Origin of the sequence: Stenotrophomonas sp. RIT309 (assembly GCF_000632045.1) — a bacterium.
Classification (GTDB): domain Bacteria; phylum Pseudomonadota; class Gammaproteobacteria; order Xanthomonadales; family Xanthomonadaceae; genus Stenotrophomonas; species Stenotrophomonas indicatrix.
Map to the genome: position 1 here is coordinate 59,009 of NZ_JFYS01000041.1, position 19,200 is coordinate 78,208.

The 19,200-nt window shown below is 66.1% G+C and carries 17 protein-coding genes; 7 read left to right on the top strand and 10 right to left on the bottom strand.

The window, feature by feature from the left end; all coding sequences use genetic code 11:
* Positions 1–57 precede the first annotated feature (57 nt).
* Positions 58–1,623, bottom strand: a complete 1,566-nt coding sequence (locus BW38_RS03735; protein WP_032977602.1) for a YdiU family protein — start codon at positions 1,621–1,623, stop codon at positions 58–60.
* A gap of 31 nt (positions 1,624–1,654) precedes the next feature.
* A complete protein-coding gene (locus BW38_RS03730; RefSeq protein ID WP_025875105.1) occupies positions 1,655–2,344 on the bottom strand; it encodes a glutathione S-transferase in 690 nt (229 codons plus the stop codon).
* 91 nt (positions 2,345–2,435) lie between these two features.
* Between BW38_RS03730 and BW38_RS21250 the strand changes: the two genes are divergently transcribed.
* Positions 2,436–2,855: a hypothetical protein gene (locus BW38_RS21250; RefSeq protein WP_051585111.1), complete on the top strand. Its 420-nt coding sequence runs from the start codon at positions 2,436–2,438 to the stop codon at positions 2,853–2,855.
* A gap of 78 nt (positions 2,856–2,933) precedes the next feature.
* Here the strand turns inward: BW38_RS21250 and BW38_RS03725 are convergent, their stop codons facing one another.
* Positions 2,934–3,143, bottom strand: a complete 210-nt coding sequence (locus BW38_RS03725; protein WP_025875108.1) for a cold-shock protein — start codon at positions 3,141–3,143, stop codon at positions 2,934–2,936.
* Between the two features lie 304 nt (positions 3,144–3,447).
* Between BW38_RS03725 and BW38_RS03720 the strand changes: the two genes are divergently transcribed.
* Positions 3,448–3,936 (top strand): YaiI/YqxD family protein, encoded by a 489-nt coding sequence (locus BW38_RS03720; RefSeq protein WP_032977605.1) that lies wholly within the window; start codon positions 3,448–3,450, stop codon positions 3,934–3,936.
* Positions 3,937–3,949: 13 nt separating this feature from the next.
* Here the strand turns inward: BW38_RS03720 and BW38_RS03715 are convergent, their stop codons facing one another.
* Positions 3,950–4,819, bottom strand: a complete 870-nt coding sequence (locus BW38_RS03715) for a pseudouridine synthase (RefSeq protein ID WP_032977607.1) — start codon at positions 4,817–4,819, stop codon at positions 3,950–3,952.
* 180 nt (positions 4,820–4,999) lie between these two features.
* Here BW38_RS03715 and BW38_RS03710 point away from each other — a divergent pair, with 180 nt between their 5' ends.
* From BW38_RS03710 to BW38_RS03700, 3 genes are all read left to right on the top strand, one after another.
* A complete protein-coding gene (locus tag BW38_RS03710) occupies positions 5,000–5,548 on the top strand; it encodes a YaeQ family protein (protein ID WP_025875114.1) in 549 nt (182 codons plus the stop codon).
* Positions 5,545–6,729, top strand: a complete 1,185-nt coding sequence (locus BW38_RS03705) for an NAD(P)/FAD-dependent oxidoreductase (RefSeq protein WP_032977610.1) — start codon at positions 5,545–5,547, stop codon at positions 6,727–6,729. The genes BW38_RS03710 and BW38_RS03705 overlap by 4 nt, the downstream gene beginning before the upstream one ends.
* Positions 6,730–6,820: 91 nt before the next feature.
* Entirely contained in the window at positions 6,821–8,890 is a 2,070-nt protein-coding gene (locus BW38_RS03700) for an EAL domain-containing protein (protein WP_032977927.1), read from the top strand.
* A gap of 119 nt (positions 8,891–9,009) precedes the next feature.
* Here BW38_RS03700 and fabV read toward each other — a convergent pair whose 3' ends face one another.
* The 6 genes from fabV to queA form a co-directional block, all read right to left on the bottom strand.
* Positions 9,010–10,269, bottom strand: coding sequence for an enoyl-ACP reductase FabV (gene fabV, locus BW38_RS03695; RefSeq protein WP_032977613.1), 1,260 nt, complete (start codon positions 10,267–10,269; stop codon positions 9,010–9,012).
* 687 nt (positions 10,270–10,956) lie between these two features.
* Positions 10,957–11,937 (bottom strand): protein translocase subunit SecF, encoded by a 981-nt coding sequence (gene secF, locus BW38_RS03690; RefSeq protein ID WP_025875120.1) that lies wholly within the window; start codon positions 11,935–11,937, stop codon positions 10,957–10,959.
* Positions 11,938–11,952: 15 nt separating this feature from the next.
* Positions 11,953–13,818 carry a protein translocase subunit SecD gene (secD, locus tag BW38_RS03685; protein ID WP_032977616.1) on the bottom strand — a complete coding sequence of 622 codons (1,866 nt, stop codon included), beginning with the start codon at positions 13,816–13,818 and terminating at the stop codon, positions 11,953–11,955.
* A 61-nt stretch (positions 13,819–13,879) separates the two neighbouring features.
* Entirely contained in the window at positions 13,880–14,224 is a 345-nt protein-coding gene (yajC, locus tag BW38_RS03680; protein ID WP_025875124.1) for a preprotein translocase subunit YajC, read from the bottom strand.
* 136 nt (positions 14,225–14,360) lie between these two features.
* Positions 14,361–15,491, bottom strand: coding sequence for a tRNA guanosine(34) transglycosylase Tgt (gene tgt, locus BW38_RS03675; protein ID WP_025875126.1), 1,131 nt, complete (start codon positions 15,489–15,491; stop codon positions 14,361–14,363).
* Between the two features lie 137 nt (positions 15,492–15,628).
* Positions 15,629–16,696, bottom strand: a complete 1,068-nt coding sequence (gene queA, locus BW38_RS03670) for a tRNA preQ1(34) S-adenosylmethionine ribosyltransferase-isomerase QueA (RefSeq protein WP_032977618.1) — start codon at positions 16,694–16,696, stop codon at positions 15,629–15,631.
* A gap of 210 nt (positions 16,697–16,906) precedes the next feature.
* Here queA and BW38_RS03665 point away from each other — a divergent pair, with 210 nt between their 5' ends.
* Together BW38_RS03665 and BW38_RS03660 are read left to right on the top strand one after the other, a co-directional pair.
* Positions 16,907–18,403, top strand: coding sequence for an aminotransferase class III-fold pyridoxal phosphate-dependent enzyme (locus tag BW38_RS03665; RefSeq protein WP_032977620.1), 1,497 nt, complete (start codon positions 16,907–16,909; stop codon positions 18,401–18,403).
* 194 nt (positions 18,404–18,597) lie between these two features.
* Positions 18,598–19,191, top strand: coding sequence for a TIGR00730 family Rossman fold protein (locus BW38_RS03660; RefSeq protein ID WP_032977621.1), 594 nt, complete (start codon positions 18,598–18,600; stop codon positions 19,189–19,191).
* The last annotated feature ends 9 nt before the right edge of the window (positions 19,192–19,200 follow it).

A 19,200-nucleotide genomic window follows, 5' to 3' on the forward strand; every position in this document is an offset into this window, starting at 1 on the left:
GCAGCGCCGTTGCTCCGGCCTCGGCGGGTGCAGGGCGCAGCCCTGCAAAAGAAAACCCTACGAACTGCAGGACAGCATCGAACAGCCTGCGCGGTCGTCAGCCCACGCCGGCCGCTTGCCGGCGTAATGCTCCAGCCCCGGGCGTTCGGTGTACGGATCACGCAGTACGTCCTGCAGCGCATGCACACCGCCCAGGTCGCCCTGCTCGGCGCGGTCGATCGCTTCCTGTGCCAGCCAGTTGCGCAGCACATACAGTGGATTGGCCGCGCCCATCTTCGCGACACGCTCGGCTGCCGGCAGCGGATCGGCACGCAGCCGCGCCGCGTACTCCTGCAGCCACTGCTGCAGAGGTTCCTGTACCGCGTGCTGGCGCTCGGCGTCGTAGAAGACCTCGGCCAATACGCTTGCATCGGGTGCGTTGGCATCGATGCGCATCAACGCACGCCATGCCAGGGTCATGTCCATGCCGCCGTCCTGCATCAGCTGCTGCCAGCGCTGGTAAAGCTGCAGATCGGCATCATCGGCCGCGGCCAGCCCCAGCTTGGCCGCAACATCGCGGCGGGTGCAGGCGACAAAGGTCGCCTGGTAAGCGGCCAGCCCTGCCTGCAGCGGCTGCACGTCGGCGAACAACGGCGACAGCGCCTGCGCAAGCCGGTTGAGATTCCAGTACGCCACCTGCGGCTGGGTGCCGAAACGATAGCGGCGTCCCTGCGCATCGGTGGTGTTCGGGGTCCAGTCCGGGTCGAAGTCTTCGACCCAGCCATAGGGGCCATAGTCCAGCGTCACGCCGAGCACGGAAAGGTTGTCGGTGTTCATCACCCCATGCACGAAGCCCACGCGCATCCAGTGCGCGATCATCTCTGCGGTACGCACGGCGATCTGTGCGAACCAGTCGCCATACAGCGCTTCGCCCTGCCCCGTCAGCTCCGGGAAATCGCGGGCGATGCACGCCTCGACCAGTTGCTTCAGCAGTGCGGTCTCGCCACGTGAAGCAGGCAGTTCAAACGAACCAAAGCGCAGGAACGAGGGCGATACCCGGCAGACGATCGCGCCGGGCTCCGCGCGCGGATGACCGTCATAGAACATGTCGCGCACCACGTCTTCGCCGGTGCCGACCAGCGACAGGGCGCGCGTGGTCGGCACACCCAGGTGATGCATGGCCTCGCTGCACAGGAATTCACGGATCGACGAGCGCAGCACCGCACGGCCGTCGGCGCCGCGCGAGTACGGCGTCGGCCCGGCACCCTTCAGCTGAAGCTCCCAGTGCCGGCCATCGGGGGCGATCACCTCGCCCAGCGAGATGGCGCGGCCATCACCGAGCTGGCCGGCCCAATGGCCGAACTGATGGCCCCCATAGTTGGCCGCCCACGGCTGCATACCCGCATACAACGCGTTGCCGCCGAACACCTCGGCGAAGCCTTCGTCATCGACCTGCGCAGGATCGAACCCCAGCATCCCGGCAACCTCCGGCGACCATGCCAGCAGCACCGGCGCTGCGACAGGCGTCGGCATTACCGACGACCAGGCCGCACCCAGCACTTCGCGCCGGCGCGGACCGGACTCGGGATCGCCCGGCAGCAGATTCAGCAGGCGGTTGTCGAACTGGGGGGCAGTGGTATCCATGGGCAAAGCATGGGGGCGGCGACGGCCATCCTCAATCGCCGCGCAAGGCCTGCAATGCCCCGCCGTGTGCCTCGGCGCGCCGGTAGGCCGGACGCTCGCCGATGCGCTTGAGGAAGCCACGCAACGCCGGCTTGTCGTCCAGCCCGCCGCCGCGTGCGGCCGCCGCCTGGATCGGGAAGCTCATCTGGATGTCCGCAGCGGTGAAGCGTTCGCCTGCAAACCACGGGCTTTCGGCCAGGCGCCGTTCCATCCAGTCCAGATGCAGGCGTCGCTGCGGGCCGATGAAACCGCGCTCGGCCTTGTCGGCGATGCTGCGGGCGATCGGCCGCGCGAAGAACGGCATCGGCGCGCTGCGGATGCGGCTGATCACCAGGGTCAGCAGCATCGGCGGCATGGCCGAACCTTCTGCATAGTGCAGCCAGTAGCGGTAATCGATGCGCTCTTTGCCTTCGGCCGGTACCGGCGACGGCGACAGCTGGCGATGCACGTCGTAGCGGTCAACCAGGTAGTCGAGGATGGCGCCGGATTCGGCCAGGATGAGGTCGCCATCCTGCAGCACCGGCGCCTTGCCCAGCGGATGCACCTGGCGCAGTTCCGGCGGCGCCAGCAGGGTCTTCGGGTCGCGCGGGTAGCGGCGCAGTTCGTAGTCCAGCCCCAGCTCTTCCAGCATCCACAGCACGCGAAGCGAACGGGAATTTTCCAGATGATGGACGATGCGCATGGGCGGCTTCCGCAGAAAGGTGCCCGATGGTAGCGCGGCCTGGTGCATGCAGGTGTCTGCTACCCTGCCCGGCCGTGGAAGGCCTGCCAGCATGGACACCCCGCCGTTCGATGCACTGCTTGGTTACCTCGGGCAATCCGAGGACCACAACTGGACGCAGTACATCTGCGAGCACGTTGCCAAGGGCGTCCTGCGCAGATTCGAAGCGCACGATTGGCAGCGCCTGCAGAAGATGATCGCAGCGCAACCCGCGTTCTGGCAGCAACGCTGCACCGACGCGCTGGGTGAATGCATGAAGCCCGAAGCCTTGCCGCTGCTGTTCAGTCAGCTCCATTCCAGCGATGACGACAGCCGGATACTGGCGGCCTACCACCTGCAATGGATGGAAGTGCCGGTGGGTCCTGAGGTGGTTGATGTCCTGCGCGAGATCCTGTCGCGCATTCCGGCAGCCGAACGCGCCGAGTACCAGGAAATAACCCAGCTGCTGGAGCGGGCGCTGGCTGCGGGTTGAACCCGTCGTGCGACGCAAACGAAAAACGCCGGGAGCTTTCGCTCCCGGCGTTCTGGCTACCAAACGGTAGCAGACGGATTAGACCGCCTGCACCTGGTCAGCCTGCATACCCTTCTGGCCCTGGACGGCGACGAAGGTAACCTTCTGGCCTTCCTGCAGGGTCTTGAAGCCGGTGCCCTGGATCGCGCGGAAATGCACGAACAGGTCCGGGCCGCTTTCCGGGGTGATGAAGCCGAAGCCCTTGGCGTCGTTGAACCACTTGACAGTGCCGGTCTGACGATCAGACATATTTACTAACTCCTGAAACACATGTTGAAAAAAATCGCAGCCACCGGGTATCGGGGCCGAGACTGAGTTGCAGGCGTTGGTAAAGCGGATCGATGAGCGGATCGTGAGATCAACTGCACCAGGCCACGATTCACGGTGACCCTAGCAAACACAGTGGGCCAGACGATACGCGTGTTTTGAGCAAAAAGCGATAGCCATGATATTCAGCGTCAAACGGCCAGCCCCTAGACAGGGCAAGGGGTTGCAACAGATCGAGGCTAAACCCGGGTCCCCATTCAGGTTTTTCCTACCCTACACTGGGTAAATGACTGAAGCTGAAACCCGAGCTGAACCCCTGCTCCCCCGCATCTGGGTGGACGCAGACGCCTGCCCTGTTGTCATCCGCGACATCCTCTTCCGCGCAGCTGAACGGGTCGGCGTGGAGCTGACCTTGGTCGCCAACCAGTGGATCCGCACCCCACCTTCGCGCTGGCTGCGCTCCATCCAGGTACCGCAGGGACTGGATGTGGCTGACAGCGCCATTGTCGAAAGGATGGCTGCCGGCGACCTGGTGGTCACCCAGGACATCCCCTTGGCGGCCCTGGTGCTGGAGAAGAAGGGCGTGGCCCTGAACCCGCGCGGCCAGCTGTACACCCCCAACAACATGGCCGAGCGGCTGTCGATGCGCAATTTCATGGAAGAACTGCGTGGCGCCGGCATCCAGACCGGCGGGCCACCGCCGCTCGGCGCGCGCGACCGCCAGTTGTTCGCTGCCGAGCTGGACCGCTGGCTGGCGCGACGACCGGGCAGGTGAATCCGGCTGTGCGTCAGCCGGGAACGCACAAGGTGCGCGCGCTGCGGAAGCTGCGTCGCTGGCCGGTCAACGGATCATCGAAGGCCAACGCCTGCGCCAGCAGCTGCAACGGCGGCTCGGCCGCCCCCTCTGGCCGCACGTGCAGCTGCGGATAGAGCTCGTCCCCCAGGATCGGCGCCCCGAGCGCGGCCATATGGACGCGCAGCTGATGCTTGCGCCCGGATTCGGGCGCAAGCCGGTAGCGCCAGACCGGACCGTGCGCCTCAATGACCTCGACACGGGTCAGCGCATTCGGCTCGCCGGGAACTTCAGCCATACGGAAGAACGGTTCCCCCGGCTGCAGCCGGCTATGCCGCTCCAGCGGAAACCGCAGGTCCGGCAAGGCCCGCGCCAGCGCCTCGTAGGTCTTCTCGATGCGGCGCTCACGAAACAGCCTCTGGTACGCGTCGCGCGTTTGCGCCTGGGTGGAAAACAGCACCAGGCCGGCCGTCAGCCGATCCAGCCGGTGCAACGGCACCAGGTCGACGTTGCCGGTCCGCTCGACCAGGCGCGCCAGCAGGGTCTGGCGCACGAATGCGCCGGCCGGCGCAGTCGGCAGGAAGTGCGGCTTGTCGGCCACCAGCAGGTGCGCGTCGTGATGAAGGATGTTCTCTTCGAAGGGAATCACCGGCTCATCGGCCACTTCACGGAAGTAGCGGATCTCCAGCCCCACCTGCCACGGCATGTCCGGTGCCAGCGCCCTGCCCTGTGCGTCCTGTATCCGCCCGCGTGCGAAGCGGCTCTCCCATTGCAGCCGGTCGATGCGCGGGAAGCGCGCGCACAGGCCGTCCAGCAGGGAATTCCAGTCACCGGGCGGCAGCTGCAGTCGGCTGGGCGTGGTCATGGCGCGATCGGGGCGCCATCGCTCTGCAGACGGCGCGGACGTGAAAGGGACATACGACAGGACACGCCAGAAGCATCAGGGCGGCCAGCGTGCCACCGATCATGCCCTGCCGACACCCCCATACCGGACACCCCCGGGGCAAACCTCTATCATTGACGGTCTTTACCCCTCTGGATCTTCATGGCCCTCACCGCCACCATCCGCAAGGCCGAACTGCAGATCAGCGACATGGATCGCGGCTACTACGCGACCCACAACCTGACCCTGGCCCAGCATCCGTCCGAAACCGACGAACGCCTGATGGTGCGCCTGCTCGCCTTCGCGCTGAACGCTGGCGACCGCCTGGAATTCGGCCGCGGCCTGAGCACCGACGACGAGCCGGACCTGTGGGAACACGACTACACCGGCGACATCCTGCAGTGGATCGACCTCGGCCATCCGGACGAGTCGCGCATCCGCAAGGCCAGCAACCGCAGCCGGCAGGTGCAGGTGGTCAACTACGGTGGCAATGCATCGGACATCTGGTGGCAGAAGCAGGGCAAGGGCCTGGCCCGCTTCGACAACCTGTCGGTGGTCGATCTGGACGGCGGCTTCGTCGATCTGTGGGGCCAGCAGATCCAGCGTGCGATGCGCTGGAGCGTGCTGATCCAGGACGCCGAAGTTCAGCTGCTCAACGATCAGATGCAGCTGGACGTGATCCCCAACTGGCGAAAGCGCGCCAAGGCATGAGCACGATCCGCTGCGACGTGCTGGTGATTGGTGCCGGCGCTGCCGGGCTGATGACCGCGATCACGGCGGGCCAGCGAGGCCGGCATGTGCAGGTGATCGACCACGCCAACAAGATCGGCAAGAAGATCCTGATGTCCGGCGGTGGCCGCTGCAACTTCACCAACACCGGCACCACCCCGGCCAACTTCCTGTCGGCCAATCCGCATTTCTGCAAGTCGGCACTGGCGCGTTACTCGCCCTACCACTTCATCGAGATGGTCGAGCGCCACGGCATCGCCTATCACGAGAAGGAACTGGGCCAACTGTTCTGCGATGTCTCGTCCAAGCAGATCGTGAAGATGCTGGTGGACGAATGCCAGCAGGCCGGCGTGCAGATCCGCACGCAGTGCAGCGTGGAGCGCATCGAGCACGGCACTGACGGCTTCCGCGTGCACACCACGCACGGCCTGTTCCATTGCGCCTCGCTGGTGGTCGCCACCGGCGGCCTGTCCATTCCCAGCCTGGGTGCAACCGGATTCGGCTATGAGATCGCGCGCCAGTTCGGCCACCAGGTGCTGCCCACCCGCGCCGGCCTGGTGCCGTTGACCCTCAGCGGCACCCACCAGGAGCGCCTGGCCGAGCTCAGCGGCGTCGCCCTGCCGGTCGAGGCCAGCAGCAACGGCACCCGCTTCCGCAACTTCATGCTGCTGACCCATCGTGGCGTCAGTGGCCCGGCCATCCTGCAGATTTCCTCGTTCTGGCAGCCCGGCGACGCGCTGTCGCTGGATCTGCTGCCCGGCCAGGATGCCGCCGAATGGCTGCGCCAGATGAAACGCGAACGCCCCGCCGCGGAACTGCGCACGGTGCTGGGCGATGTGCTGCCCAAGCGGCTGGCGCAGCGCCTGTGCGAGCACTGGCTGCCCGACCGCCCGGTACGCCAGCTGGACGAGCCGGACCTGCGCAAGGCCGCACAGGTGCTTTCAGCGTTCCCACTGGTGGCCAGCGGCACCGAGGGCTACCGCACCGCCGAAGTCACCCTGGGCGGCGTCGATACCAACGAGGTCTCTTCCTCGACGCTGGAATCCAAGCGCGTACCCGGCCTGCATTTCGTCGGCGAGGTGCTGGACGTGACCGGCTGGCTGGGCGGCTACAACTTCCAGTGGGCCTGGGCCAGCGGGCACGCGGCCGGCGGCGTGGTGTGAACCGCATCGCCGTTCCATGCACGCAACCGTTGCGCGCATGGACGCGCCGCCACGCATCGTGTATCTAGATTTGCAGATTGGGGAGCAGTGCATGCAGAACGCGAACGACATCACCATCCGCCTGCTGATCGTCGATGACAGCGGCGAGAACGCCGAAGCCATCGTCAGCACCCTGCGCAACAGCGGCATCGCCGTGCGCCCATGGCGCCCGCAGGACTCGGCCGAGCTGTCGCAGGTGCTGGCCAGCCAGGCGATCGACCTGGTGCTGGCTGCGCCCTCGCAGAGCATTCCGCTGCCACTGGTGGCCCAGCACATCGCCGCCAGCGGCAAGGACATCCCGCTGGTGCTGCTGGCCGAACGCATCGACGAGGACGAGCTGGTACAGGCCAGCAGCAACGGGGTTCGCGCCCTCGCCCTGCGCCAGCGCGCCGAACACCTGCTGGCGGTGGTCCGCGACCAGTGGGTCGACCTGCAGGCGCGCCGCGGCCTGCGCCGGATCGAAGCGCAGATGCGCGAGACCGAGCGTCGCTGCGACGCGCTGATCGCCTCTTCGCGCGAGCCGATTGCCTATGTCCACGAAGGCATGCATATCCGCGCCAACGATGCCTACCTGGAAATGTTCGGTTACGAGGATTTCGAGGAGGTCGAAGGCATCTCGTTGCTGGACATGGTTGCCGCCCAGCACGTGGATGATTTCAAGCAGCTGCTGAAGTCACTCAGCCGCGGCGAAGCGCCTCCGCCGCAGTACCAGCTGGACGCCCGCCACCAGGACGGCAGCGCCTTCCCGGCGACGATGGAATTCACCGCAGCCACCTACGAGGGTGAATCCTGCCTGCAGGTGGTGTTCCGCCGGCGCATGGAATTCGACCCGGAGCTGGCGCGCGAGGTCGAGGACCTGCGCCAGCGCGACCAGGTCACCGGCCTGCTCAACCGCCCCACCTTCATGCTGCAGGTCGAGGACGCGGTTGCCCAGGCCGGGCGCAGCGAAGGCCAGTTCGGCCTGCTGATGGTCGAGCCGGACCATTACGCGCGCCTGCTCCCGGATATCGGACTGGCCTCGGCCGACGCCCTGATCGGCGCCCTCGCCGCCCTGCTGGCCGACGTCGTTGGCGACGATGCGCAGCTGGCCCGTTTCGGCGAACACAGTTTCGCCGTACTGCAGTCCGGCCCCTATGCGCAGACCGTGGCACTGGCCGAGCGCATCCGCGAAGCCTACGCCGCACACGTCTTCAGCATCGGCGCGCGCTCGGCCACGGTGACCGTCAGCATTGGCGGGGTGCAGGTGGGCGAGAAGATCGCCAGCATCGGCCAGGTGCTGGCGCGCGCCAGTGAATGCACGCAGGCCGCAGCCGCCCTCGGCAATACCTGCCGCATCTTCGACCCGGCCGCTGTTGATCGCGTGGAGGAAGAGCGCGTGCAGCGCTGGGTCGCACGTATCCGCGAAGCCCTGGCAGGCGATGGCTTCCAGTTGCATTACCAGCCGGTGCTGAACCTGCAGGGCGAGTCGCTGGAGCTGTATGAAGCCTACCTGCGGCTGGAACACAACGGAGAACTGCTGAGCCCGACCGCCTTCCTCGGCATTGCCGAAGAACATGGCCTGCTGGCGGACATCAACCGCTGGGTCGTGTCGCAGGCAATCGCGGTGCTGGGCGCGCGTGCCCGCGAGGGTCATCCCACCCAGGTGCTGGTGAAGGTGACGCCGGAATCGTTCGATGATCCGAAGATGATCGCCACGCTGCGCCAGCAGCTGCAGGCACACGGCGTGCCGGGCGAACGCCTGTGGCTGCATGCGCCGGAATCGAAGGTGTTCACCCACCTGCGCAGTGCCCAGCAGTTCCTGGCGGAAGTGGCACCGCTCGGCTGCCGGATCGGCCTGGAGCAGTTCGGCTCGGGTCTGGACTCGTTCCAGCTGCTGGCCCACTTCCAGCCGCAGTTCCTCAAGCTTGATCGCGGCTTCACCAGCGACCTGGCCGCCACCCGCGAGAACATCGACCGGGTCAGCCAGATAACCGCACGCGCGCAGGAAGCGGGCATCCGCACCATCGCCGAGTTCGTCAGCGACGCCAACTCGATGACACTGCTGTTCAGTGCCGGCGTGGACTACGTGCAGGGCGATTTCGTCGGCCCGGCAGCGCCGGCGATGAACTTCGAGTTCGGCTGACACCTCACCGGTAGCGCCGGGCCATGCCCGGCGGATGGCCAGCAGACCGCTGCGCTCGCCGGGCATGGCCCGGCGCTACCCATTAAAGAAGGCCGGCTTGCGCCGGCCTTTTCCGTTGATCAGGTCAGATCGACCAGGTTGTCGATCTTCACGTCCGGGTTGACGTCGGCTTCGTAGTCGACGCCTTCGACACCGAAACCGAACAGGCGCAGGAAATCGGCCTTGTAGCCGGCCAGGTCGCTGATCTCGTACAGGTTCTCGTTGGTCACCTGCGGCCACAGCGCCAGCACCTTGCCCTGCACGTCAGCGGCCATTTCCTTGTAGTCCGCGCGCAGGCGGCCTTCCTCATCGATCAGCGCAACGGTACGGCCATCGCCATCGACCAGGTCGTGGCGCAGGCGATCCACCGCCACGCCATCGGCCTTGGCGCCGTACAGGATGTCGTACAGCACGTCGAGCTGCTCGATGCAGCCTTCGTGGGTGCCCTTTTCCTTCATCACCTTGAACAGCAGCGACAGGTACAGCGGCATGGTCGGAATGGCCGAGCTGGCCTGGGTCACCACCGCCTTCAACACCGACACGCGCGCATCGCCGCCGATCCTGGCCAGCTTCTCGCGCAGCCCCAGCACCTTGTCGTCCAGATCCTTCTTGGCAGCACCGATGGAGCCGTTCCAGTAGATCGCCTGGGTGATCTCTTCGCCCACATAGGTGAAGGCCGTGGTGGTGCAGCCGTTGGCCAGCACGCCGGCATCGGCCAGCGCGTCGATCCACATCTGCCAGTCCTCGCCGCCCATCACCGCGACGGTGCCGGCGATTTCTTCCGGGGTGGCCGGCTGCAGATGGGTTTCGGTCAGCACTTCCTTGTCGGTATCCAGGCCACGCAGGGTGATCGGCTCGCCGATCGGCTTCAGCGTGGAACTGATGATCTCGCCCGTCTTGGGATGCTTGCGGCGCGGTGCGGCCAGGCTGTAGACCACCTGGTCGACCTGGCCGAGATCGGCCTTGATCATCTCGATGGTCTTGGCCTTCACCTCATCGGAGAACGCATCGCCGTTGATGCTCTTGGCATACAGACCCGCTTCGTCGGCGTACTTGTGGAACGCCGCCGAGTTGTACCAGCCCGCCGTGCCCGGCTTGGTTTCACTGCCCGGGCGCTCGAAGAAGATGCCCAGGGTTGCCGCGCCACTGCCGAAGGCGGCCGTGATGCGCGCGGCCAGGCCGTAGCCGGTCGAGGCGCCGATCACCAGCACGCGCTTGGGGCCGTTCTGGATCGGCGGGCGCGCACGGATGTAGTCGATCTGCTGCTTGACGGCGGCGTCGCAGCCGGTCGGGTGGGTGGTGACGCAGATGAAGCCGCGGACGCGCGGTTTGATGACCATGAAGACCTCGGGTTGGCAGGTGCGGCGCGCGGGGCGCTCAGCAGGAATACGTGGCGCGCGCGTGCGCGCGAACCGCAGGATCGTAGTGCGCGGGGGAAGATTGCACAACCGACGGCGGCGTAGGGTGGAGTTTGTTCTGCAGGGTTGCACCCTGCACCCGCAGAGACAACGTCGACGGCAGAAGCTGGGTTCCTGTGGGTTGGCGGGGTGGGTCAGGTTGAGGGGGACGCTGCAAGTACGTCCATGTAAGCTCGGTCGCCGCATCCATGCGGCTCACGCCCCCTCAACCGGACCCACCCCGCCTTCGACAGTTTCCCGCGATCTGGTGGAACAGCGTCCGGCCCTGGTAGGTGTCGACCTTGGTCGACACGGATGAGTTCATTCGATATCTGACAGATGTGTCGACCAAGGTCGACACCTACCAACAGCCGCAGGAATCTGTCGGGGGTGGGGCCGTGTGGGTTGGCAGGACCGTTGGCGCCATGGATGGCGCCATCGAGCCCCCATGGACGGGTTTACGGCGTGTCCTGCCAACCCATACGGCCCCGCCCAGCCAGCAGAAAGCCAGTGCCGCTGTGGCTTTTGACGTTGCCGTTGCTTTAGGGCCTCGGCGGGTGCAGGGCGCAGCCCTGCCAACAAAAAACCCCGCTTGCGCGGGGTTCTCTGTGTACTGCGTGCAGCAGAGGCTTACGGACGGCGCGCGAGGGCCTCGACGTCCTTGGCCTTGGGCAGCAGGTCCTGCTTGGTCACGCGCAGCGCGCCGACCGTCAGCATCGGCACCGCCACCAGGATCGAGGACAGCACCACGATCACCGCACCGATCATGTGCGTCTCGGCCAGGCCTTCCATCGAACTGCCGCCGTAAAGGTACAGGGCCAGTGCGGACAGGAAGAACATCACCGCGGTGATCACCGTACGCGACAGCGTCTGGTTGATCGAACGGTTCAGCACTTCCATCGGCTCCACGCGCAGGCTGCGGAAGTTCTCGCGGACGCGGTCGAACACCACGATGATGTCGTTGATCGCAAAGCCCATCACCGACAGCAGGCCGGCCAGCACGGTCAGGTCGAACTCACGGCCGAGCAGCGACACGTAGGCCACCGTCACGATCAGGTCGAACATCGCCACGATGCTCGCGGTGACCGCGAACTTCCATTCGAAACGCACCGCGATGTAGATCAGGAAGCCGGCCAGCATGAAGATGGTGGCGTACAGGCCATTCATCGCCAGGTCCTTGCCGATCTGCGGGCCAACGAACTCGTTGCGCAGCACGGTGGCCTGGTTGTCAGCCGAAGAGACCGCCTTGACCACGGCCGCGGCAGTCGCCTTGTCCTCGGCCGAAGCGCCGCCGGTACCCGGAGCGTGCTCACCGTGCGGGGCCAGGCGGATCAGCAGGTCGGTGTTGCCACCGACGCTCTGTACCTGGGCGCCGTCGAAGCCGTTCTGCTCAAGCTTGCTGCGGACGTCCTCGACATCCACCGCGTGTTCGAAGCGGGCTTCGATCAGGGTGCCGCCGGTGAAGTCCAGAGCGTAGTTGAAGCCCTTGAAGCCGATGATGCCGATCGAGGCCAGGAACACGATGATCGTGACGACCATCGCGACATGGCGCCAGCGCATGAAGTCGATCTTGGTATCGTTCGGGAGGATGTGCAGCGGAAACAGTTTCATGTGCGTGTCGTCCCGTCAGATGGCCACGTTCTGGAGCTTCTTGCGACGGCCGTAGATCAGCGTCGCCAGTGCACGCGATACGGTGATCGCGGTGAACATGGAAGCGAAAATACCGATGATCATGGTCAGCGCGAAGCCCTTCAGCGGACCGGTACCGAATGCGAACAGCGCCACACCGACGATCAGGCCGGTCAGGTTGGCGTCGAGGATGGTGCCCGACGCACGCTCGTAACCGGTCACGATCGCGGTCTTGCCCGGCACGCCGGCACGCAGTTCTTCACGGATACGCTCGTTGATCAGCACGTTGGCGTCGACCGACAGACCGACCGACAACGCCAGGCCGGCGAAGCCCGGCAAGGTCATGGTCGCGCCGAACAGCGACATCACCGCCACCACGATCAGCAGGTTGAACAACATCGCGATCGAAGTAATGAGGCCGAACATGCGGTAGTAGATGGTGAAGAACACCAGGGTGAACATGAACGCGTAGACCACCGCGGTGATGCCGTTCTTGACGTTCTCAGCGCCCAGGCTCGGGCCAACCACGCGCTCTTCGACGAAGTCCATCGGCGCAGCCAGCGAGCCCGACTTCAGCAGCTTGGCCAGGTCCTCGGCTTCCTTCTTCTGCAGACCGGTGGTCTGGAAGTTCTTGCCGAACACGCCGTTGATGTTGGCCACCGAGATCACTTCCTCGTTGACCTTGAAGCCACGCACTTCCTGGCCGTCGACAACGGTCACGGTCGGCACGCGCTCGGTGTAGACCACTGCCATCGGCTTGTTAACGTTGGCGCTGGTGAAGTCGAACATGCGCTGGCCACCGACGTTGTTCAGCGTCACGCTGACTGCCGGGGTGCCGCTGGTGGAGTCGGTCACCGCCTGCGCGGCCACCATCTGGTCACCGGTGACGATCACGCGCTTGTTCAGCAGCACCGGGCCGCCGTTGTCACGGCGCTGGTAGAGCTTCGCTTCCGGCGGAATACGGCCACTTGCAATTTTGTCCGCGACGCTTGTCGGATTACCGTCCACCACGGCCCGGTATTCCAAGGTGGCGGTGGCACCGATCATGCGCTTGGCTTCGGCCGTGTCCTGCACGCCCGGCAGCTGCACCACCACGCGATCAGCACCCTGGCGCTGGATGATCGGCTCGGACACGCCGAGCTGGTTCACGCGGTTGCGCAGGGTGTTGATGTTCTGCTCGATGGCGCCGTTGGCGATCTGCGCGATTTCCGCTTCCGGAATGGAGACCGTGATGCGGTTGCCACTGACGTCGTAGCCGAGGGTCGGCTGCGCCTTGGCCAGCGCGGCGCGGGCACGGGTACCGGCGTCTTCGCCGGCCGAGGGGCTCAGGTTGGCGACGATGGTGTTGTCGGCACGACGCTCGACCGACTGGTAGGCGATGCGCGCATCACGCAGGGTGCTGCGCACGTCCTCGGTGTAGGCGTCCAGGCGCTTGTCCAGCGCGGCTTTCTGGTCGACCTGCAGCACGAAGTGCACGCCGCCCTGCAGGTCCAGGCCCAGCACCATCGGGCGGCCGCCGAGCTTGGCCAGCCAGTCCGGCACGGTCGAGGCCAGGTTCAGGGCAACCGTGTAGTTCTCGCCCACGCTGTCACGCAGCGCATCGCTGGCGGCAGACTGCGACTTCAGGTCCGACAGGCGGACGATCAGGCTGTCCCCTTCCTTCTCTGCACCGATCGTGGTGACACCGGCCTTCTTCAGGTCGGCCAGCACACGGTCGCGCAGCGCATCGTCGATCTGCCCGCCACGGTTGGCGGTGATCTGGATGGCCGGGTCCTTCTGGTAGATGTTGGGCAGTGCGTACAGCGTGCTGAGCGCCAGTACGATCACGATGACGACGTACTTCCAGCGTGGAAATTCGAGCATTGCTTGGGTCCCGCGCGGCGCCATCCCCGGCGCCGCGGTTGTGCTTCAGAAAGGGAGTGGCTTACTTGGCCGAATCCAGGGTGCCGGTCGGCAGCACGCTGCCGACAGCGCCCTTCTGCACGCGGATGCGCACGTTCTCGGCCACTTCGACGGTGACGAAGTTGTCGCCGATATCGGTGACCTTGCCGGCGATGCCGCCGTTGGTCAGCACTTCGTCGCCGCGCTTGATCTTCTCCAGCATGGCCTTGTGCTCCTTCTGCCGCTTCATCTGCGGGCGGATCATCAGGAAGTACATGATGGCGATCAGGATGATCGGGAACAGCAGCGTGGTCAGGCCCATGCCCTGCGGTTGGCCGCCAGCGGCCTGGGCGTGGGCGGCGGGAATCAGGAAGGCAAGCAGGTTCATCGTTGGTCCTTTGGTTGGGCGGCGCTTCGGCCGTTTCACGGGCACGAGGTGTCGACCGCGGATCTGGGTCAGCCTTGAAGTATGCCACGGCCCCGGGCGTTCGTCCTTGGGCCGTTTGGCAGGGGGTGCTGCGGGTTTACAGGGGCGGCGCTACCGCCCCGCGTGCTGCGTAGAAGGACTCGCGGAAGGCCAGGAAGGTTCCCGCCTCGATGGCCGCGCGGATGTCGGCCATCAGCTTTTCGTAATAGAAGAGGTTGTGCTGGGTGCCCAGCATCGGCGCCAGCATCTCGTTGCAGCGGTCCAGATGGCGCAGGTACGAGCGGGTATAGCCGCCGGCACAGGCCACGCAGCCACAGCCCGGCTCGATCGGGTCCATGTCCCGCGCGTACTGCGAATTGCGGATGCGGACGGTGCCAAACGATGTGAAATAGTGGCCGTTGCGCGCATTGCGGGTCGGCATCACGCAATCGAACATGTCCACGCCGCGTGCGACACCCTCGACCAGGTCTTCAGGGCGGCCAACGCCCATCAGGTAGCGCGGACGGTCGGCCGGCAGCTCCGGGTCCAGATGGTCGAGCATGGCGTTGCGCTCGTCTTCCGGTTCGCCCACGGCCAGGCCGCCAATGGCATAGCCGTCGAAGCCGATCCCCTGCAGGGCCTCGGCCGAACGGCTGCGCAGGTCGGTGTGCACCCCGCCCTGGACAATGCCGAACAGGGCCGCATCGTTGCCCAGTTCGTCATGCGCGTTGCGGCTGCGCTGGGCCCAGCGCAGGCTCAGTTCCATCGACCGGCGGGCGACGTCCTCGGTGGCCGGGTACGGCGTGCACTCGTCGAAGATCATCACCACGTCCGAATCGAGCACCTTCTGGATCTTCATGCTCTCCTCCGGGCCCAGGAACACCCGGGCACCGTCGGTCGGCGAGGCGAAGGTCACGCCCTGCTCGGTGATCTTGCGGCGGTGGGCCAGCGAGAACACCTGGAAGCCGCCGGAGTCGGTCAGGATCGGGCCATCCCAGCGGCAGAAGCCGTGCAGGCCGCCGTGGTCGGCGATGATGTCCAGGCCCGGCCGCAGGTACAGGTGGAAGGTGTTGCCGAGGATGATCTCGGCGCCCAGCGCGCGCACCTGGTCCGGCAGGATGCCCTTGACCGAGCCATAGGTCCCCACCGGCATGAAGGCCGGCGTTTCCACCGTGCCACGCGGGAAGGTCAGGCGGCCACGGCGGGCGCGGCCATCACGGGTCTGGAGCTGGAACTGCAATCGGGACATGGAGCGGTCGTTCGGGCAAATAGTCGCCCATTGTCTCCCAAAACCGCCTTTCCTGCTCCGGTAGCGCCGGGCCATGCCCGGCGGATGACCCGCAACTGCGCCTCTCCGGGCATGGACCGGCGCTACCCACCTCAGCCCTACCCCGCCTGCGGGAACAGCAGCATCGCGTCGCCGTAGCTGAAGAAGCGGTAGCGCTGCTCGATCGCGTGCTGGTAGGCCTCGAACACGCGCTCCTTGCCGGCAAACGCCGAGATCATCATCAGCAGCGTGCTTTCGGGCAGATGGAAATTGGTCACCATCGCGTCGACGCTGCGGATCCGGTAGCCGGGGGTGATGAAGATCTGCGTTTCGCCCGCGAACGGCAGCAACTCCCCCTCACGCATCGCACTTTCCAGCGCGCGCACCACCGTCGTGCCGACGCCGATCACCCGGCCACCGGCCGCACGCGTGCGTCGCACCTGCTGCACCAGCTCGGCACCGACGTTCAGCCACTCGCGGTGCATGACGTGGTCCTTCAGGTCGTCGGCGCGCACCGGCTGGAACGTGCCTGCGCCCACGTGCAGGGTGACGTGGCCGAAATCCACGCCCTTGTCCTTCAGTGCTCCCAGCAGCGCCTCATCGAAGTGCAGGCCGGCAGTCGGTGCCGCCACGGCGCCCACTTCGCGCGCGAACACGGTCTGGTAGCGCTCGCGATCGTCCACGCCGGGCTCGCGCTGGATGTAGGGCGGCAACGGCAGCCGGCCAGCGTGCAGCAGCCACTGCTCCAGCGATTCCGGCACATGGAACTGCAGCACGTAGAACTCGCCGTCGCGCCCCAGCACTTCGGCTTCGCCACCGGCATCCAGGGCGATGCGGCTGCCGGCCTTCGGCGACTTGCTGGCACCCACCTGGGCCCGCGCCTGCTGGCCGCCGAGCAGGCGCTCGATCAGGATCTCCACGCGGCCACCGCTGGCCTTCTGCCCGAACAGGCGCGCCGGAATCACCCGGGTGTCGTTGAACACCAGCAGGTCGCCCGGTTGCAGCAGCGATGGCAGGTCGCGCACCTGCAGGTCGGTGAAGGCGGTCGGCGCCGGTGGCACCAGCAGCAGGCGGCTCGCCGAGCGTTCGGCCAAGGGGGCCTGGGCAATCAGTTCGGCCGGCAGTTCGTAATGGAAATCGGACTTCTTCAAGGCAGTGGACGGCAACAGGTCGACAATGGCGCGCATTGTACGTCCAGCGTCTGCGAGCCGGCACGAGCGAGGCCGAACGTCGCGCAAAATGCTGCTATGCAGCAGTCTTTTGCGGGGTTATCGCGCAAAAAAACAAGTGCTAGCATCGACGAGGAAGTCCGCTGCACGAGCCCGCCCCAAGCGCGCGTGAAGACGCGCGTTTTGCTTTTGAAGGCCCGTGCGACCCAACGTTTCAGGAGATCTGCAATGAGCTTCATCGAACGCCTCGCCCCCCTCCGCGCCCAGCCCGGCACCCGCCTCACCAACGGCCTGGATGACGCAACCCTGACCGCCCTCGCCGCGAACCACTCGCAGCTGGTCGCCGCGGTCGATGCCGCTGCTGCCGAATTCGCGCGCGTGCAGGCTGAGCTGGGGCCGCTGCTGGCACAGGATGAGCAGGCGCAGATCGATGCCATGCAGGACGGCTTCGTCAATTTCTACGCCGATGATGCGGTGACCCCGTACGTGGCGTTGGCCGCGCGCGGTCCGTGGGTGGTCACCCTGAAAGGCGCGGTGCTGTACGACGCTGGCGGCTACGGCATGCTGGGCTTCGGCCACACCCCGGACGCCGTCATGGAGGCGATGTCACGGCCGCAGGTGATGGCCAACATCATGACCCCCAGCCTGTCCCAGCAGCGCTTCATCACCGCGCTGCGGGCCGAGATCGGCCACCGTCGTGGCGGCTGCCCGTTCACGCGCTTCATGTGCCTGAATTCCGGCTCTGAAGCGGTTGGCCTGGCCGCGCGCATCGCCGACGTCAACGCCAAGCTGCAGACCGACCCGGGTGCCCGCCATGCCGGTGCGGCAATCAAGCGCGTAGTCATCAAGGGCAGCTTCCACGGCCGCACCGACCGACCGGCGCTGTATTCCGATTCAAGCCGCAAGACCTACATGCAGCACCTGGCCAGCTACCGTGGCGAAGAGTCGGTGATCACCGTCGCCCCGTACGACGAGGCCGGCCTGCGCAAGGTGTTCGAGGATGCCGCGCACAACAACTGGTTCATCGAAGCGGTGTTCCTGGAGCCGGTGATGGGCGAAGGTGACCCGGGCCGCTCCGTGCCGCCGGCGTTCTATGCGCTGGCCCGCGAACTGACCCGCGCCCATGGCAGCCTGCTGCTGCTGGACTCGATCCAGGCCGGCCTGCGCGCCCACGGCGTGCTGTCGGTGGTCGACTATCCCGGCTTTGAAGGCCTGGACGCGCCGGACATGGAAACCTACTCCAAGGCACTGAACGCCGCGCAGTATCCGCTGTCGGTGCTGGCCGTGACCGAGCACGCCGCGCAGCTGTACCGCAAGGGCATCTACGGCAACACCATGACCAGCAACCCGCGTGCGCTGGACGTGGCCTGCGCCACCCTGGCCCAGTTGACCCCGCAGGTCCGCGCCAACATCGCCGAGCGCGGTGCCGAGGCCGTGCGCAAGCTGGAGCAGCTGAAGAACGAACTGGGCGGCCTGATCACCAAGGTGCAGGGCACCGGCCTGCTGTTCTCCTGCGAACTGGCCCCACAGTTCAAGTGCTATGGCGCCAATTCCACCGAGGAATGGCTGCGCCAGCACGGCATCAACGTGATCCATGGTGGCGAGAACTCGCTGCGCTTCACCCCGCACTTCGGCATGGACAGCAGCGAGCTGGACCTGCTGGTAGGCATGGTGGGCCGTGCGCTGCGTGAAGGGCCGCGCCGCGAACAGGCTGCCGCCGCGTAATCCCAGACCCTCGTAGAGCCGGGCGCTGCCCGGCTGAAGGGCTGGCCGTGATCTGAACGAAATGCCGCCGGGCATGGCCCGGCGCTACAGAGAACAACGGCAAAGCCTCATAATTGCCCGGACACCCCGCCCTGCGACCGGCTTCACTGGTTGACCGCGGGGCGTTTTCGTTTCCGGCCAAGACAGGAAGATCCATGAAGTCGATCTGTGTGTACTGCGGTTCCAACGCTGGCAGCAAGCCGGTCTACACCGAACGCGCCATCGCGCTGGGCGATCGCATCGCCCGCGACGGCATGCGCCTGGTGTACGGCGGCGGCAATGTCGGTCTGATGGGTACCGTGGCCAATGCCGTGCTCGCCGCCGGCGGTGAGGTCACCGGCGTGATTCCGCGCCAGCTGGCCGACTGGGAAGTGGCCCATCGCGGCCTGACCGAACTGGAGATCGTCGGTTCGATGCATGAGCGCAAGTCGCGCATGTTCGATCTGTCCGATGGCTTCGTCGCCCTGCCCGGCGGCTTCGGCACCATGGAAGAGATCTTCGAGATGCTGACCTGGCGCCAGCTCGGCATCGGCAACAAGCCCTGCGCGTTCCTCGATGTAGACGGCTTCTATGCGCCGTTGATCGGCATGATCGATCGCATGGTGGAAGAGCGCTTCCTGCACCCCGAGCAGCGCCAGGACCTGTGGTACGGCTCGGACATCGAGGAGATGCTGGCCTGGATGAAGGACTACCAGCCGGCCCAGGCCTCGAAGTGGATCGACGAGAAGCGCCGCGCGGCGCTGCGTTGAAGACTACGT

Excerpts from the sequence above, each read along its gene's own strand:
- BW38_RS03725 (WP_025875108.1), bottom strand. The coding sequence starts at position 3,143 with ATGTCTGATCGTCAGACCGGCACTGTCAAGTGGTTCAACGACGCCAAG.
- secF (WP_025875120.1), bottom strand. The coding sequence starts at position 11,937 with ATGAAACTGTTTCCGCTGCACATCCTCCCGAACGATACCAAGATCGAC.
- BW38_RS03660 (WP_032977621.1), top strand. The coding sequence starts at position 18,598 with ATGAAGTCGATCTGTGTGTACTGCGGTTCCAACGCTGGCAGCAAGCCG.
- BW38_RS03715 (WP_032977607.1), bottom strand. The coding sequence starts at position 4,819 with ATGACCACGCCCAGCCGACTGCAGCTGCCGCCCGGTGACTGGAATTCC.
- BW38_RS03705 (WP_032977610.1), top strand. The coding sequence starts at position 5,545 with ATGAGCACGATCCGCTGCGACGTGCTGGTGATTGGTGCCGGCGCTGCC.
- BW38_RS21250 (WP_051585111.1), top strand. The coding sequence starts at position 2,436 with ATGGACACCCCGCCGTTCGATGCACTGCTTGGTTACCTCGGGCAATCC.
- yajC (WP_025875124.1), bottom strand. The coding sequence starts at position 14,224 with ATGAACCTGCTTGCCTTCCTGATTCCCGCCGCCCACGCCCAGGCCGCT.
- BW38_RS03730 (WP_025875105.1), bottom strand. The coding sequence starts at position 2,344 with ATGCGCATCGTCCATCATCTGGAAAATTCCCGTTCGCTTCGCGTGCTG.
- BW38_RS03665 (WP_032977620.1), top strand. The coding sequence starts at position 16,907 with ATGAGCTTCATCGAACGCCTCGCCCCCCTCCGCGCCCAGCCCGGCACC.
- secD (WP_032977616.1), bottom strand. The coding sequence starts at position 13,818 with ATGCTCGAATTTCCACGCTGGAAGTACGTCGTCATCGTGATCGTACTG.
- BW38_RS03700 (WP_032977927.1), top strand. The coding sequence starts at position 6,821 with ATGCAGAACGCGAACGACATCACCATCCGCCTGCTGATCGTCGATGAC.
- BW38_RS03720 (WP_032977605.1), top strand. The coding sequence starts at position 3,448 with ATGACTGAAGCTGAAACCCGAGCTGAACCCCTGCTCCCCCGCATCTGG.
- queA (WP_032977618.1), bottom strand. The coding sequence starts at position 16,696 with ATGCGCGCCATTGTCGACCTGTTGCCGTCCACTGCCTTGAAGAAGTCC.
- tgt (WP_025875126.1), bottom strand. The coding sequence starts at position 15,491 with ATGTCCCGATTGCAGTTCCAGCTCCAGACCCGTGATGGCCGCGCCCGC.
- BW38_RS03735 (WP_032977602.1), bottom strand. The coding sequence starts at position 1,623 with ATGGATACCACTGCCCCCCAGTTCGACAACCGCCTGCTGAATCTGCTG.
- BW38_RS03710 (WP_025875114.1), top strand. The coding sequence starts at position 5,000 with ATGGCCCTCACCGCCACCATCCGCAAGGCCGAACTGCAGATCAGCGAC.
- fabV (WP_032977613.1), bottom strand. The coding sequence starts at position 10,269 with ATGGTCATCAAACCGCGCGTCCGCGGCTTCATCTGCGTCACCACCCAC.